We start from the raw sequence: 15,424 nt of genomic DNA on the forward strand, positions 1-15,424 counted from the left end.
CTGGCTGCGTTAACCAACCATCGGCCTTTTCTGGAAAAGCGCAAGCGAAAGTGATAAAAACAGCCCAGCCCTTTTCCCCGAAGTGCGCGGCGCAAGCGCGTTCCCTTCGGGGCGCCGGCCCGGACGTTTCGAACCCGGGCGCTTCCGGGCCGTTTTCGCGCCCCCTTCTCAGCCGTATCGCCAGGGGCCCGACAATCCGAAGCTGTTGGGCAAATGCCGCACCTCTTGCACGACCCCCTCCTTCAGCAGCACCTCCACGATGTCGAAGCGAACCCTGACGGGCGGGTGGCCGATCCGCCGCAAATACCAGAGCGCTGCTCGGGTGAGCCTGCGCCGCTTCTCCGCATCGACCGCCGCCGCCGGCCGGGTCCAATCCTCCGAGGAGCGCGTCTTCACTTCCACGAACACCAGACAGTCCCCGTCGCGAAACACCAGGTCCAGTTCCCCTCGCGGGGTTCGATAGTTTGCCACCAGGAAGGTGAGCCCGGCCCGTTCCAAATAGCGCCGGGCCGCTTGCTCGCCCAGGGCGCCCCGCCGCAGGTGCTCGGGTGGCGTCCGGAACCGCCGGACCCGGGAGCCGAACCAGCCCTCCCACCAACGTCGTACCGCCGTCAGAAATGCCATACCATCTGCCGCGTGCGCACCGGCGTGAAACTCCGCCGATGAGCCGGACAGGGCCCCAGTCGTGCCAACGCCTCCAGGTGTCGGGGGGTCGGATAGCCCTTGTGCTCCGCAAATCCGTAGCCCGGGTATTGGCGGTCCAGCTCCACCATGAACCTGTCCCGCGTCACCTTGGCGAGCACACTGGCCGCGGCGATGGAGTAACTGCGCGCGTCGCCCCGCACCAGGGCGCTGTGGGGCACGGGCAAGCCCGGCACCGGTCGTCCGTCCACCAGCACGTGCTCCGGCACCGGTTGCAGCCCGGCCAGGGCCCGCTGCATCGCCCGGTGCGTCGCCCGCAGAATGTTCAGTCGGTCGATTTCCTCCGGATCTGCCCAGCCGAGGGCAAACCGGACCTCCGGATGATTCACCAGGCGATCGTAAAGCGTTTCGCGGGTCGCGGGGCTCAGTTGTTTCGAGTCGTTCAGGCCCGCAAACTCCGGGTCCACCTCCCCCGTTTCTCGCCAGCGGATCGGGAGGATCACCGCAGCCGCCACCACCGGGCCCGCCAGAGGACCCCGCCCCGCCTCGTCCATTCCGGCGACGCACCGGATCCCCCGCGCCCACAGCCGGCGTTCCCACTCCAATCGGTCCACCCGGCCAGCACTCATGATTCGGACACCCTCGACCCTTCCGGTCTCCGGGAGCTTCCCCGCCATCGCGTCCTCCGAGGAGCCCTGTGACCCCGGCCCGGGAACCACGCGGTTCAAGGCCGGGCCGAGATCTCCAGCATGCGTTCGATGGGCCGCCGCGCCCGCTCCAGCACGTCGCGCGGCAACTCGATCCGCGGTTCCAGTCGCCGCATGCAATCGCGCAGCTTCTCCAGTGTGTTGAGTTTCATGTATTTGCACTCGCTGCAGCGGCAGGCGTCCGTCGGCATGCGCCCCACATCGTACGTCGGCGCACAGTAAAACGTCTTGTCCGGGCATTCCTTGCGCAGGCGGTGCAAAATGCCGGACTCGGTCACGATGATGAACTCCCGATCCGGACTGGCCTTGCACCATTGAATCATCTTCTCGGTGGAGCAGATGACGTCGGCCAGCTCGCGCACTTCCCGCAACGACTCCGGGTGCACAACCACTCGCGCCTGCGGATGTTGGGCCTTCAGGCGCAACAGGCTGTCCCGCCGGAATTCCACGTGCGCATAACAATGCCCGCGCCACAGCGTCATCGGACGCCCTGTCTGTTCCATGACCCACTGGCCCAGGTTCTCGTCGGGTACGAACAACAGGTCCCGGTCCGCCGGCGCCGCGCGGACGATTTTCTCCGCATTGCCGCTGGTGCAAATCACGTCGCTCAGCGCCTTCACGGCCGCACTGCAGTTGATGTAAGCGATGGTGTAAAAGTTGGGGTTCGTCCGTTGCAGCGCGGCCAGGGCCTCTGCCGGGCAACTTTCCTCCAGCGAGCAGCCTGCCTCCTTGTCCGGCAACACCACCAGCTTCTCGGGGTTCAGAATCTTGGCCGTCTCGGCCATGAAGTGCACCCCGCAGAACACGATCACGTCCGCCCGGGTCCGCGCCGCCTGTTGCGACAGTCCGAGGGAATCCCCCACAAAGTCGGCCAGATCCTGGATCTCCGGCACCTGGTAGTTGTGGGCCAGGATGACCGCATTGAGCCGGCGCTTCAGATCCAGGATCTCGCGCGTCAAGACCTCCCGCTGCGCCTCGGCCGATCTCGCCACGGTAGGCGCTGTGGTTTCCCGGGTTGCCGGCGGTGCCATCGTCGCTGCCATCGCCCCAACCTAGCAGCCCCTCGGACTGCCCTCAAGGGAACCTTCCCAAGCCGGCACGCCCGCCGAGGAGTCCTTTCCGGATCGCGCGACCGGAACCACGGGGTCTGCGAGGCTCGCTTGCATCCCGGCAGGTGGCACCCGGCTCAGCCTGTGGACGCGGGCGGCGCCGCAGATCGACGAGGGTTTCGAACCCTTGGAGGTCGGCGACCGGGCACTTGTCCCGCCGCATCGGCTGGTTCACGCGCCCTCCGGCCGCGGTCATGGCCAACCCGGGCGGAGCAAGCGGAGGACAGCCCATCAAGCGTTTAGAACAAAGCCCCAGAGAGGAGGAGGCTGCGGCGCAGGGAGCCCACGGCGCCCATGGATCACCAGAAAGGAACGAGGGACAAAGGCTGCATCGGCGGCCGGTCCGGTCGCCAATCCCACGGGTCCCAAGCGCGCCCGAGAGGAAGAACTCAAGCAAGGCAGCCGCCGGGGGAAGCCGGCCGGTCGCAACAAAGTCTCCTCCGAAAGTCGGGGATCGAACCTTGGCCGGCCGGGTGGCCGAAATGGCCATCCTCCGGAGCGAGGAGTTGGATTTGGATTCCGGGTCCGCTGCCTCGAGGCGGCTACTGTCCCCCAATCTGGAGCCGCCGACGGTGCTCAGTGGAAAACCCGCGTGCGAGTTGTCTGCCACGTGCCTGCGGCATTGATAAAATGGCCCGCTGGGCCATGATCGGCCGGCACCATCGCATGAAGTTCAGCACGGCGGGGAATTCGGGCCGGGTGCCGGCTGTCTATACGCAGTGCCGTTGGGGCCGCTCGAACCATCCTGCGCAAATGTCTGTCGGATTGTTTCCGACAGCCTGGTCGGCGGTGACCGTGGCCCCGGGGCCGGGATGGCTTCCCTTGGCCGGAGATGATGGTTCAGATCTCCACAACCGCGGGCACGGCGCAGCCAGGCTTTGCCGGTTCGGCCAACTCTGGCGGTTGCAACCCGGGTCTGCTGCGCGTAGGTTGGTCGCTCCGGCGATCCCGGCGGCGTGGAGGCATGGCCCCGGGCCGCGGCACGAGGGGTCAGCCGGAGCTGTTTACAAGCGGAAGGAGAGGGCCAGAATGACGACATTACCAACGGTTTATGTGAAGCCGGGGGAAGCGGATCGCTTGGTGGCCGGGCATCCCTGGTTGTACGAGAACTCGGTGCTGCGGGTGACGGCGGAGGTGCCGGACGGGGCGCTGGTTCAGGTGAAGGATCATCGGCGCCGATTCCTCGGGGTGGGGTTCTACCATTCGCGCTCCAAGATTCGGGTGCGGTTGTTGTCGCCGGAACGCGTGACGGTCGACACGGCTTTTTTTGAGAGCCGCATTCGGGCCGCGTTGGAGGTGCGCCGCCGGCACATGCCCCAGGCCAGTTCGTTTCGTGTTGTGCATGCCGAGGGGGACTTCCTGAGCGGGCTGATCGTGGACAAGTACGAGGAGGTGCTGGTGTTGCAGATCTCCTCGCTGGGGATGGAGCAGCGCAAGGCGCAAATCGTCGAGGCGCTGCAACGGGTCCTGGCGCCGCGGGCGATCCTGGAACGGAGCGACGCAGCGGCCCGGAAATTCGAGGGGTTGCCGGTTGTGGAGGGCGTCCTGGCGGGGGAATGGCCCGCACCGTCAGCGACGGGACCCGCGGCCGACGAAGGAACCCCTTCCCCCACGGCCACGGCTGGCCGCCCTCCCGCCCACCCGGTGAGGATCAACGGGCTGACGTTCGAGGTGGATTTGTGGACGGGGCACAAGACCGGGCTGTATCTCGACCAGCAGCTGAATTATCTCGAGGTGGCCCGGTGGGCCCGCGGGGCGCGGGTGTTGGATGCGTTCTGTTTTCTGGGCGGGTTTGGGCTTCATGCGGCCCGGGCGGGGGCTGCCCATGTGCACCTGCTGGATCAGAGCGAGGCGGCCGTGCAGGCGGCCCTGCGCAACGCCGCCTTGAACGGGCTGCAAGACCGCTGCACCGGCGAGGCCGTCAACGTGTTCGACTGGCTCAAGGCGCGCACCCAGGCCCGGCCCCATGAGAAACCCGTGCCGCAGTTCGATCTCATCATCCTGGACCCGCCGTCCTTCACGCGGACGCGCGCGTCGGTGCCGGATGCGTTGCGGGGTTACAAGGAGATTCACGTGCGGGCCCTGAAGCTGTTGCGCCCGGGCGGGGTGCTGGCGACGTTTTGTTGTTCGCATCATGTGGATGCGCGGACGTTCCTCGATGTGATCCTGGCCGCCGCCTATGACACCCGCAAAATCCTGCGTCGGATTGCCACCTTCAGTCAGGGGCCGGACCATCCCGTGATCCCGATGATTCCGGAGACCGAGTATCTGAAGGGCTACGCGTTTGAACTGGTGCGTTGAGCCGTTGCCGGGGCCGGGCCGGAACGCGTGCACCATGCCCACGGCCCCCGGGACCGGCACCGACCGGCCGGGTCATTGACCTGTCAGAGGGCTTTTGCAAGGCTGGGCGGAGTTTTGGGAGCGTCGCACATGAATGTCGGGCTGTTAACCCTGGAGATCGCGGTCGTCATGCTGGGTGTGTTGTTGTTGTTGGCGGACCTGTGGCTGCCGGCCGGGTATCGGCGGCCGTTGGGTCTGGCTGCGGCCGCGGGGTTGGGGTTGCTGCTGGTCCTGAGTTGCACCGGGGCGTTCGGGCTGGCGGAGACCGGCACGGCCTTCGGCGGGCGGTTTGTCCAGGATGCTCTGTCCCTGTTCTTCAAGCGGTTGTTTCTGCTGACCGGGGTGGTGGTGTTGTTGATGGCCGTGGAGTTTGCGGATCGCTTCCGCGGGGGAGTGACGGAGTACTACTCGCTGGTGTTGTTTGCGTTGAGCGGCATGATGCTGGCGGCCTCCGCCCAGGATCTGGTGCTTCTGTTTGTGGCCATGGAGCTGATGACCGTGACGTTCTACGTGCTGACGGCGTATCAGCGGACCCGGCGGGTCTCCGTGGAAGCGGGCGTGAAGTATCTGATCCTGGGGGCGCTGGCCTCGGCTTTCATGGTCCTGGGGATCGCACTCGTCTGGGGGACGACCGGCCGCATGCATTTCGCCGAACTGGCGATGGTCTCCGATGGGTACGCGGAACATCCGTTGTTCGTAGCGGGCGTGGTCCTGATCCTGGCGGGGCTCGGATTCAAACTGGCGGCCGTGCCGTTCCAGGTGTGGGCCCCGGACGTATATGAAGGGGCGCCCACCCCGACCGCGGCTCTGTTGGCGGCCGGATCGAAAGCGGCGGGGGTGGTGTTGTTGCTGCGGTTCCTCTTCACGGCGGTTCCGGAGGTAACCGAGCGCGGCGCGACCCTGGCCATGGTCGTGGCGGGAGCCACCATCCTTTATGGGAACCTGTGCGCCCTGCCCCAGCGGAATCTGAAACGCCTGCTGGGATATTCGAGCATCGCACACGCGGGTTATTTGCTGCTGGGGGTGGCCGCGTTGAGCCGGTCCGGACAATCGGCGGTGCTGTTTTACCTGCTGGCTTACGCGTTGACGGTGTTGGCCGCGTTCCTGGTGGTGACGCTGGTGCTGCGGCACCTGGCCGCGGAGGATGTTTCCGGCCTGGCAGGGTTACATGAGCGGGCGCCCTTCCTGGCGGCGACCTTGACGCTGGCGATGGTTTCGTTGGCGGGGATTCCTCCACTGGCCGGCTTCTTCGGGAAGTTCCTGCTGATTCGATCGGTCGTGGAGCAGGCCGCACAACAACCGGCGTACTGGGGGTTGGCCGCAGTGGCCGTGGTTGGGGTGGTGATTTCCCTCTATTACTATCTGCGAGTGGTGCGGGTGCTCTGGTGGGATCGCCCCGCGGAGAACGCAGCGCCGGTGGAGTTGCCGCAGATTCTGCGCTTTGCGGCCGCGGTGTGTGTTGTGGGGATGCTGTACCTGGGCTTGTTCCCTGCGCGGGCGCTGGGGTGGGCCGAACAGGCGGCGCGGGCCCTGGCGTACTGAGGCAATCTCGGCAGGGCCTTGAAGGGCGGCGAATCTTGAAGGGCCCTCGCCTGGGAAAGACCAGAGGACGTCACGAGCGCCGTTCCTTGTCCGCCACGATGCAGACGTTCCGCAGGCGCCGGGGCTGAGTGCCTCCTCCTCTCGGGCGCGGATTTCGAGGCCGTGCCGGAGAAGGGATTTGCACACAGGGCGGAAACGCTCTGCAGGGGCCGCCCGAGGGGAAGGGATGCCTGAACCGGGCCTTGCCCGGCCCTTTGTCGTCAGCCCCCGCATCCGGGATTGCCATCCGCGGGGCTTGTCGGGAAACCCATTGCTCGGACCACGGGCGGGGGATAGCCTGAGCCGCATCCAATGGGGAAGCAATGGCCACTGTGGCTGTCCCGATGGATCTGCTGGAGTGCGATCGGGTGGACCGGCGTGGCGGGCGCCGCGGCCCCGGACAACCCTGCGCAGATCCACCAGCTGGACGCCTTGCTTCGCGCGGCCAACCCGGGTCGGGTGGTGGCTCTGGACCTCACCGGGGTGGTGCTCTGGGCCGGCCGGGCGGAGTCACGGCTGGTGTTGGCCCAAGAGGGGCAGATTGGCCTTCTGGAGTTGAATTGGGAGGGGGCCGCGCCCGCGCCGGGTCGAGTGGTGCGCATTCGCGGACGAGTCCTGGCGCAGCAACGCGGGGATTGGGTTCGCCTTGGCCCCGTGGGCCCCGTGGTGGACAACGACGGGGTCCATGCCTTCAAGACCAAATCAGGCGCGGTGTACCTGGAGGCAGGGCGACATCCGGTGCGACTGGAGTGGTTCAACGCGAGGGACGAGGCGCGCCTGGAGGTCGAGTGGTGCGGTCCAAATCAGGCCCCGGCGGCCGTCCCGCCCGAAGCTTTGTTTCGTCTCAAGGGTCCGGACAAGAACGAGGTTTGGGAGCCGGGTCTGAGCTTCCAGGCTTTCGAGGCGGAGGGGGAAAGCCTGCCGGATTGGTCACGGGCCAGGCTGCTGCAAGAGGGAACCTGCGACGTGTGGGATGTGCGCCGGGCGCCTCGCACCGAGCGGGTGGCTCTGGTGTTCCACGGTTTCCTCCACGTGCCGCGATCGGGCTTGTGGACCTTCACTGTGGGGTCCGACGACGGGAGTCGCCTGTTTGTGGGAAACCCCACCCTGGCGGTGGAGCTTCTGGGTTGGCAGGACCTGCCCCGGCCTGTGCACCTCTTGCCGGGACAACCGTGGGCGGCGGCGCAAGCCGTGTGGGCCTGCACGGAGGGCATCGTAACCTGGGCTGCCACCGATGATGAGCGGCTGAACCTGGAGGTTTCCGGCGGCGGGAGCCGAATGCAGGCCACGGTGACACCGCGAGGGACCACGCGGGCCGAGGATTGGATGGGACGACGGGCACGGTTGTGCGGAGTGTGTCTGCCGGTGGTGGGAGCAGATGGAGTGGCCGCCGCGGGTCGATGGCTGGTGCCGGGGCTGGAGCATCTGGAACCAGCAGGGCAGACACATGAGCAGGGGGCCGAAACCGGCCCCGGCGGTTTGCCCGTGTTGAGAACGGCGGCCGCCGTGCATGGACTGAGTCGGCAGGCGGCCCAGCGGCAGTACCCGGTGCAGATGGAAGGCACCGTGACCTGTGTGCTTCCGGAACACCAGGCCGTCGTTGTCCATGATGCGACCCGGGGCCTGTATGTCGTCGATGAATCGGGGCAAGGGGCGGGATTGCCCCGAGCCGGGGAGTGGGTGCGGGTGGAAGGGATTACCGATCCGGGCTTGTTTGCCCCAATGGTGCAGGCCAGGCGTCTGGAAATAAGAGGCCTGGGCCGCTGGCCCGAGCCGGTGCGCCCGGCGTGGGAACAGTTGCTCAACGGCAGTCTGGACGCGCAGTGGATCGAGCTGGAGGGGGTGGTCACCGCCGTGCACTCCAACCGGGTCTCGTTGTTATTGCGCGAAGGGTTGTTGGATGTCGAACTGCGGGTACCCGGGCTGCTGCCCGAACAATTCCGGCAGTTCGAAGATGCGCTGGTCCGGATCCGGGGCTGCCTTTTCGCCACCTGGGATTATCAAACCCACCAGGTGCGGGCCGGATCGATTCGGCTGTATGGCGCGGAAGTTCACGTGGAACAGCCGCCACCCCGGGATTGGTTCGACCGGCCGCTGAAAACCGCAGCGGCCCTCCGCTTGTTCGATCCAGCCGCCGGACTTTTCCAGCGCGTCCGTGTGAGCGGCCAGTTGTTACACCGCAGCGGCCGGGAACTGTTTCTCTCGGAAAACGGCGCGGGCTTCCGCGCCTGGTTGAAAACGGACACGCCGGGGTTGGAACCGGGCGACTGGCTGGAAGTCGTGGGATTCCCTGATTTGTCGGTGCGAAGCTCTCCCGTGTTGCGCGAAGCCCGCGTCCGTTCGACGGGGCAGCGCGCCCCGCTCCCGGAACCGTGGCCGTTGCCCGAACAGGAGTGGAACCCCGCCCAACTCGATGCTCGGCGCGTGCAAGCGGAAGGCGTGTTGGTGGAGCGGCGACGCGCCGAAGACGGCCGGGTCTTTGAACTGCAACGCGGCCTGCGATTGCTGGCGATTCGTTGGGACCGGCCGGATCCGCCCCCGGAGCCGGCCCTGGGCAGCCGCGTTCGCGTCACCGGCGTTTGTGCGGTCCATCCGGTTCGACCGGCCAGCGCCCTCGAGGCCGGCTCATTCCAGGTGTTGGTCGGCCCGGCCGACCAATTCCTGATCCTGGCGCGCCCGCCCTTTTGGACGCTGGAACGCCTCTTGGGACTGATGGGAGCGTTGGCCGGGGTGTTGTTCCTGGCCACCCTTTGGATCACCCAGTTGCACCGCCAGGTGGAACGTCGGGGCGCGGCTCTGGAACGAGAGATCCGCGCCCGACAGCGGCTGGAGCAGCAGCAGGCTCTGGAGCAGGAACGGGCACGCGTGGCCCGCGATCTCCATGACGAGTTGGGATCGGATCTGACCGAGATTGCCATGTTGCTGGACCGCGCCCGCGCTCCCCAAACCCGCCCCGAACGGCGCAACGAGTACCTGGAGCAGGCCGCAGCCACTGCCCGCCAGATGGTCACTGCCCTCGACGAGATCGTCTGGGCCATGAACCCGCGGCACGATACCCTGGGCTCGTTGATTAGCTACCTCTGCCTCCACGCGGAAAGATTTCTGGGGGCCGCGGGCATCGCCTGGCGCCTGGAGGAAACGCAAGCGCCGGCCGATCTGCCGGTCGATTCCCCTCGGCGACATCACCTCTTCCTGGCGTTCAAGGAAGCGCTCACCAATGTGGTCCGTCACGCGGGTGCCACCGAGGTGCGCTTTCGACTCGACGCCGGGCCCGACCATCTGTGCCTGACCGTGCAGGACAACGGGCGCGGTTTGCCCGCGGCCTCCGCCGAACCCGGCATGGATGGCCTGGAGAACTTGCGCGCTCGCTGCGAGAAACTGGGTGGCCGATTTCAAATCGAAACCGCCCCGGGACAGGGGACCACCCTGCGCTTCTGGTTGCCGCGTTTGGCCTCCTCATGACCACGGTCGCCATCGTCGAAGACAATCGGATCATCCGGGAAAGTCTGGCGGAGTTCGTGGAAGCGGATCCCGAATGCCGCGTCGTTTGTGCCTGTGCCACCGCCGAGGAGGCCCTCCGTACCATTCCCAGGCACCGACCCGATATTGTCCTCATGGACATTCAGCTCCCCAACCAATCCGGCATCGAGTGCACCGCGCAGCTCAAACAGCTTCTGCCCGACCTGCAAATCATCATGGTCACCGTGTACGAGGACACCGACCGGATTTTCAAAGCCCTGCGCGCCGGGGCGTGCGGGTACCTGCTGAAACGTTGCACGCCCGAGGAACTGCGAGCGGCCATCCACGAGGTCCGTCAGGGCGGAGCCCCCATGTCCCGCGAGATCGCCCGCAAGGTCATCGCTTCCTTCCGGGAACCGGTGACCGCGGCCGCCCAGGTCGAAGAATTGTCGCCGCGAGAACGAGAGATCCTCGAACTGCTGGCCGCCGGTCATTCCAACAAGGAAATCGCACAACGACTCGGGCTCACAGACGGCACCGTGCGCTGGCACCTGCGGCATGTCTATCACAAGCTGCACGTGCGCTCCCGCATCGAGGCCGCACTCAAGTTCCGGTCCGCCACGGGCACCTGAATCCGGGCCGGCCCCTCCCCACCGGATGCGAAGGGCCCGGGCGCAACAGCCGATGCCGCGCTGGCGGCAACCTTTGCTCCAAACCGCACCTGCCGCCGCGGACCGGTAATTTGCCCCACCCTGTGCTCGCCCCAGAAGCGGAAAAGCGGCCCCGCCACCCCGAGCGTGCTCCGGCCCGCGATCGAGCGCCGATCCAGGGGAACCGCCGGAGGGAACGACGGAGGATTTGCGGCGCGTTCACTCTTTGTGCGGGCCAACGGGGATTCGAAATGGGGTTGGGGCTCCGGCCTCCCTCGCAGTGTGGTCGGCGAGCGCGGTTCTGCAGCCATAACGACCGGACTGCCTCGCGCCGTGGGACGGAGAGCGTGCTCGGTGGCGGTTTCGCCCATCCCCGGCAGAACCCGGGCCTGCTCGCTCCGGCTCAACGCGCCGGCCGCGCGGGTCCATGTCCCCCGCCCATTGCGGCAGTCACGCCCGTCCCCGGACCGAGCCTGAATTGCGGTTCCGCTTTCGGGCGCGGCGTCTCGTTTCCTCCCGGCTTTCCTGCACTGCCGCCACGCACTCAAAAAAGTTCAGGACGCACGGCGTGCGAAGTCGGTAGAAAACCTGAGCCCCGCGCTTTTCGTCCTCCACGATGCCGGCCTCCCGCAACAGGGCCAGATGACGCGAGGCCGTCGGCACCCGTACTCCCAGCAGCGCCGCCAGATCGCACACACATCGCTCGCCCTCGGCCAGTTCCTGTAAAATCCGCAGCCGCCCCGGATGCGCGAGTGCCTTCAGAATCCGGGCCTGCTCCCGCAGATGCGAGGAAACCGGTGACCGTTCCATCGGGCTCAACCTGCGGAACCCGGCCCGCGTTGTCAAAACCGGTCTGGTCGCTTCTACGCGTTCCGATTGGGGCAATCCCGACGTTGCGAAGCGCGGAGGACACCACGCATGGCGAGCGAAGTCTTCTGTCCAAGCGGGTCCGAACTCTCCGAGCGCCGCCCACAAACGGGAGCGGAGAGTTCGAACTCGGGGCCCGGACCAGAACTGTACGGGGTGGCCCGCCTTTCCGTCCGGTCCGCGCTTTGCCAAAGACTCGTCGGTTGCGGTCGCGAAATCCCGCGCACGTCCCTGGGGAGAACGCTGTGGGCGGGCCGGGGGGCCAGGGAGCTTTGGGAACCGTCCTGGTTGTTTGCGGAGTGGGCCCGCGTTTCGTTGCCACGGGCGGCCGGGTGTGGCGCCGGGCCGCGCGCCGGGCTCCCATTGCGTCGTCCGGGACCCCGCGGTTATTCTGCAGGGCAAATCATGCGCGTGGCGAACGTCATGCTCGGCCGTGGGCGGGGCGGGCTGGAGGAGAGCTTCGTGGTCTATCACCTCGCCTTGCGGGCCGGAGGTCACGAGGTGGTCTCCTTGCTGGACGGGCGGGCCGCAGTACGACCCGACGTGGAAGCGCTGGGTGTCCCGGTCCTCGCCACCCGCATCTGGTCCCACTGGGATCCCTGGACGGTCTGGCAGGTTCGCCGCCGGCTGCGCCAGGCCCGGCCGGATGTGGTGGTATGCCATGGGAATCGAGCCGGTCGGCTCGTCTTGCGCGCCGCCCGCGGTCGGTGGCCCGTCGTGGCGCGCCTTCCGAACTACCGCTTCCGCCGGATCCTCGGTTGTGACGGGTTCATTGCCATCCTGCCCGATCAGCGCGACGCGCTGATCCGCGCGGGCGTGGAAGCCGCGCGAGTCTTCCACATTCCCAGCATGTTGCCGGAACTGCCCGCTGCGCGACGAACGGGTCCGACCGCCCCACCGGTCATTGTCGCCATGGGCCGATGGGTGTCTATCAAGGGCTTCGATCTTTTCCTGCGCGCGCTCGCCTGGTTGAAGGCCCGGGGTCACCTCTTCCGCGGCGTACTGGCCGGCGACGGCCCGGAACGGCCCCGGCTGTTGCAATTGTTGAACACCCTGCAATTGCAAGAGCAGGTGGAACTGCCCGGCTGGATCACGGACCGGACGGCCTTTTGGAGGCGTGCCACGCTGGCTTGTGTGCCCTCCTGGACCGAGGCCTTTTCGCGTGTCTTGTTGGAGGCCATGGCCCACGAAGTGGCAGTGGTCGTCACCGACTCCGAAGGCCCCCGCCAAATCGTCGAGCACGAACGAACCGGTCTGGTGGTTCCTCGCGGGGATTGGCAGGCCATGGGGCAGGCCCTGGAGCGACTCCTCCTCGAGGGCTGTTTCCGCTCCAGTTTGGCGGCAGCCGCACGCAGGAAGGTCGAGCAATGCTATACCCTGGAGGCGACCGCGCCGCAGCTGTCCGCCGCACTGGAAACCGTGCGCGCCCGTCATTTGGCCCGTGGGATTCCCCAGTGAATCAGAACATCCTGGTCATCAAACTCGGAGCCTTCGGGGACATTGTCCTGGCCTTCGACGCATTTCATGCGATCCGGACCCATCATCGCAGGGATCGAATCGTCCTGTTGACCCGCCCGGCGTATGCAACATGGGCGAAGACCATGCCGTGGTTCGACGAAGTCTGGGCCGAGCCTCGGCTCTCCTGGTGCCGGGTGCTTCAGTGGCTGAGGTGGGGCAGCACCTTGCGCAACGCCGGCTTCACGCGCGTTTACGATCTGCAGGGTAACGACCGAACCGCACTCTATTTCCACCTGTTGGGGCGCAGAAAGCCCGAATGGTCCGGGCCCGTTCGAGGCTGTTCCCATCCGCGCCCGGATTTTCGGGGCCAGCGCCTGCCCGCGTATGAACGATTGCTCCGGCAACTCGAAGCGGCCGGCGTTCCCAGGGCCGGCCCGGCCGATTTGTCCTGGTTGGACGGCGACCTCTCGGCGTTCTCGCTTCCGCAACGCTACGTCATCCTGGTTCCGGGATGTTCGGCACATCGGCCCGAGAAACGTTGGCCGGCCTCCTCCTTCGCCGCCCTGGCCAACCGCCTCCAGGCGGACGGCGTGGCATGCGTGGCCGTGGGCACGCGGTCGGACCAGGCCACCCTGGCAGAGCTCATGGCCCTGGCTCCGCACGTCCTGAACCTGGCGGACCGCACCAATTTTGGTCAGCTTGCCGCTCTGGCGCGTCGGGCCCTGGCGGTGGTGGGGAACGACACCGGGCCGGTCCATCTCATGGCCGCGGTGGGCGCCCCAACCGTGGTGCTGTACAGTGCGGCTTCCGATCCCTTCGTGGTCCGGCCCAACGGGCCGAGCGTTGCGTGGCTGCAACGCCCCCGGCTCCGAGACCTCGAGGTCGACGAAGTTTGGGCTCTTCTGGTGCAGACGTGGCGAGAGGCACCCGACTCAGGTCCACACGTTTGTCCCGCCTCCTAGGGAGCATGCCTTGGAGTCGCTCTCCACGGTGGAGCCTCCGGAGGTGGGGGGTCGTGCCTTTGGATGTGCCGGTGGAAGACCGGCCCGAAAGGGCACCGCTCCGCGGGTCATGGAGACGCCAGCATGCGCTGGTGTCGCCGGTTCAGCAAACAGCGGACGCGCACGGCGCATTTTTCCGTCAACTCCTCCACCGCGCCCCACCAGCACTCAGAGCGCACGCGGTACCGGCTGGCAATGCGTGCCCCGGCGGTTGCGGCTCCGGAGACGACGGGGTGCCGTTCCTCGATGAGCCTTGCGACCTGGGCAAACAGCCAGTAGCGCTCCAGGTACCGTCGGCGGCTCTCCAAAACGGCCGGGCGCCGTTTCTCGTCCTCCCGGTCGCGGATGGCGCGCCGGATGATCTCCAGCGAGCGATCGAAATCAAAAATGTCGATGGGAATGACGCTTTCCTCGGGGAAATAGTCTGCGTAATTGGGGCATCCGTGATAGAAGGGGACGCATGCGCCCAGGAATGCATCGGCGAGTTTCTCGGTCCAATGATGGGGCGCCACATGGTTCTCGATCGCGAGATGGAAGCGGTAGGGATCCAACGCGTCGGCCTTGTCGGGCACATAGTTCCAGCCGTGACCGTACACATCCAGCTCGGGCAGGACGGCCTGCAATCGGGTCACGAAACGGACGCGCTGGTGGTGCAGCGTATGCCGCATGCTCTTGGAGGATAGAACCGCGGAGAGGACCCGCGTTTTTTGGAGGGGGACGTTTTGGACGATGGCATCATAGCGACCGCGCGGGCTGATGACGGCGTCGCCGTGGCCCGTGGCGCCGTAGTACCAGACCAAACCGGGCTGGCACCGGATGGCCCGTGGATGGCGCAGCGCCCAGGGTTCCTGGCTGGTCAGGACCCAGCCGAACTGTCGCGTGTAACGCGAACCGTACACCTTGACGCTGCTCGGCTCGGCGGTGATCAAGAGGGTGTGGTCCGGCGGGCAGGCCAGGGGCTCCCAATCCCGGCCCGGATCCGAGGGCAGATCGTCGTAGACCACCAGCCAGTCGTATTCCCGCGCCGCCGGATCGAACAGGAACTCGCAGCGTCCCCACCGTGGCACGCCCCCGGGAAATCGCCCGAGCCACGCGTCGAGATTCCGTTCCCGACACGCCTTGGACAGAAACTTGACTCGAATGGGCCGGTTGGGATGTTCCACAGCCGATTTCTGGATGCTTTGCGGCGCTCCGTGGAACTCTAGGCGCCCCCTGGTTCACGCGTCAATGCACCGTACGAAGCGTGGGGTTCGTTCGCATTCGTTGCCGTCCATCGCGGAGGCGCAGGGCCCTGATGGGGGAACCTGCCATGGCTGTGCAACGTCGCAATCCCGCGCGACTCAGGCGCCCGGGACACCGGCCTTCCCCACCCGGCCCGACAGCCAGGAAAACGCCAAAGTAACGTCGCGCTCCCATGCCCCAATCGCTCGGCATCTCCAATCCGCCCCGCATGCTCGGGAAGGACAGGTTGTGCGGTCCGCGCCGCCTTGCGAGTGGCCAAGGGAACGAACAGGCAGCGCTCCGTCCGGAACCCGGGGCCCGGTCACGGGGCCGTAGCGGGACGAAAACGGGGACTGTTTCTCGCATGAATCCGGTGGACCCGTGAAGCT

The 15,424-nt window shown here is 66.8% G+C and carries 11 protein-coding genes; 6 read left to right on the forward strand and 5 right to left on the reverse strand.

The features are described from left to right. Window positions 1–168: 168 nt before the first annotated feature. The 3 genes from ACPDIT_RS06225 to nadA all read right to left on the reverse strand — a co-directional run bounded on the left by ACPDIT_RS06225 (window position 169) and on the right by nadA (window position 2,392). Window positions 169–624: a YraN family protein gene (locus ACPDIT_RS06225; protein WP_423442312.1), complete on the reverse strand. Its 456-nt coding sequence runs from the start codon at window positions 622–624 to the stop codon at window positions 169–171. Continuing rightward, window positions 612–1,271: a ribonuclease HII gene (locus tag ACPDIT_RS06230; protein ID WP_423442313.1), complete on the reverse strand. Its 660-nt coding sequence runs from the start codon at window positions 1,269–1,271 to the stop codon at window positions 612–614. Before ACPDIT_RS06230 ends, ACPDIT_RS06225 begins: the two co-directional genes overlap by 13 nt. 95 nt (window positions 1,272–1,366) lie before the next feature. Next, window positions 1,367–2,392 carry a quinolinate synthase NadA gene (gene nadA / locus ACPDIT_RS06235; protein ID WP_423442314.1) on the reverse strand — a complete coding sequence of 342 codons (1,026 nt, stop codon included), beginning with the start codon at window positions 2,390–2,392 and terminating at the stop codon, window positions 1,367–1,369. Window positions 2,393–3,487: 1,095 nt separating this feature from the next. Between nadA and ACPDIT_RS06240 the strand changes: the two genes are divergently transcribed. From ACPDIT_RS06240 to ACPDIT_RS06255, 4 genes are all read left to right on the forward strand, one after another. Next, window positions 3,488–4,759, forward strand: coding sequence for a class I SAM-dependent rRNA methyltransferase (locus ACPDIT_RS06240; protein WP_423442315.1), 1,272 nt, complete (start codon window positions 3,488–3,490; stop codon window positions 4,757–4,759). A 129-nt stretch (window positions 4,760–4,888) separates the two neighbouring features. Next, on the forward strand, window positions 4,889–6,340 hold the full coding sequence (locus ACPDIT_RS06245) for an NADH-quinone oxidoreductase subunit N (RefSeq protein WP_423442316.1): 1,452 nt from the start codon (window positions 4,889–4,891) through the stop codon (window positions 6,338–6,340). Window positions 6,341–6,691: 351 nt separating this feature from the next. After that, on the forward strand, window positions 6,692–9,841 hold the full coding sequence (locus tag ACPDIT_RS06250) for an ATP-binding protein (protein ID WP_423442317.1): 3,150 nt from the start codon (window positions 6,692–6,694) through the stop codon (window positions 9,839–9,841). After that, window positions 9,838–10,470, forward strand: coding sequence for a response regulator (locus tag ACPDIT_RS06255; protein ID WP_423442318.1), 633 nt, complete (start codon window positions 9,838–9,840; stop codon window positions 10,468–10,470). The genes ACPDIT_RS06250 and ACPDIT_RS06255 overlap by 4 nt, the downstream gene beginning before the upstream one ends. A 468-nt stretch (window positions 10,471–10,938) precedes the next feature. On the opposite strand, the gene ACPDIT_RS06260 is transcribed toward ACPDIT_RS06255, so the two are convergent. After that, window positions 10,939–11,298 carry an ArsR/SmtB family transcription factor gene (locus tag ACPDIT_RS06260; protein ID WP_423442319.1) on the reverse strand — a complete coding sequence of 120 codons (360 nt, stop codon included), beginning with the start codon at window positions 11,296–11,298 and terminating at the stop codon, window positions 10,939–10,941. A gap of 462 nt (window positions 11,299–11,760) precedes the next feature. On the opposite strand from ACPDIT_RS06260, the gene ACPDIT_RS06265 reads away from it, so the two are divergent. Then, window positions 11,761–12,813, forward strand: coding sequence for a glycosyltransferase (locus tag ACPDIT_RS06265; protein ID WP_423442320.1), 1,053 nt, complete (start codon window positions 11,761–11,763; stop codon window positions 12,811–12,813). After that, on the forward strand, window positions 12,810–13,775 hold the full coding sequence (locus tag ACPDIT_RS06270; RefSeq protein ID WP_423442321.1) for a glycosyltransferase family 9 protein: 966 nt from the start codon (window positions 12,810–12,812) through the stop codon (window positions 13,773–13,775). The genes ACPDIT_RS06265 and ACPDIT_RS06270 overlap by 4 nt, the downstream gene beginning before the upstream one ends. A gap of 107 nt (window positions 13,776–13,882) precedes the next feature. Here ACPDIT_RS06270 and ACPDIT_RS06275 read toward each other — a convergent pair whose 3' ends face one another. After that, a complete protein-coding gene (locus ACPDIT_RS06275) occupies window positions 13,883–14,977 on the reverse strand; it encodes a glycosyltransferase family 10 domain-containing protein (RefSeq protein ID WP_423442322.1) in 1,095 nt (364 codons plus the stop codon). Between the last annotated feature and the right edge of the window lie 447 nt (window positions 14,978–15,424).

It is taken from the genome of Limisphaera sp. VF-2 (assembly GCF_049537125.1).
GTDB lineage: Bacteria > Verrucomicrobiota > Verrucomicrobiia > Limisphaerales > Limisphaeraceae > Limisphaera.

What these genes read in the sequence shown, in the direction of transcription:
- ACPDIT_RS06225 (WP_423442312.1), bottom strand. Translation starts at nt 624, where the DNA reads ATGGCATTTCTGACGGCGGTACGACGTTGGTGGGAGGGCTGGTTCGGC.
- ACPDIT_RS06230 (WP_423442313.1), bottom strand. Translation starts at nt 1,271, where the DNA reads ATGAGTGCTGGCCGGGTGGACCGATTGGAGTGGGAACGCCGGCTGTGG.
- nadA (WP_423442314.1), bottom strand. Translation starts at nt 2,392, where the DNA reads ATGGCAGCGACGATGGCACCGCCGGCAACCCGGGAAACCACAGCGCCT.
- ACPDIT_RS06240 (WP_423442315.1), top strand. Translation starts at nt 3,488, where the DNA reads ATGACGACATTACCAACGGTTTATGTGAAGCCGGGGGAAGCGGATCGC.
- ACPDIT_RS06245 (WP_423442316.1), top strand. Translation starts at nt 4,889, where the DNA reads ATGAATGTCGGGCTGTTAACCCTGGAGATCGCGGTCGTCATGCTGGGT.
- ACPDIT_RS06250 (WP_423442317.1), top strand. Translation starts at nt 6,692, where the DNA reads ATGGGGAAGCAATGGCCACTGTGGCTGTCCCGATGGATCTGCTGGAGT.
- ACPDIT_RS06255 (WP_423442318.1), top strand. Translation starts at nt 9,838, where the DNA reads ATGACCACGGTCGCCATCGTCGAAGACAATCGGATCATCCGGGAAAGT.
- ACPDIT_RS06260 (WP_423442319.1), bottom strand. Translation starts at nt 11,298, where the DNA reads ATGGAACGGTCACCGGTTTCCTCGCATCTGCGGGAGCAGGCCCGGATT.
- ACPDIT_RS06265 (WP_423442320.1), top strand. Translation starts at nt 11,761, where the DNA reads ATGCGCGTGGCGAACGTCATGCTCGGCCGTGGGCGGGGCGGGCTGGAG.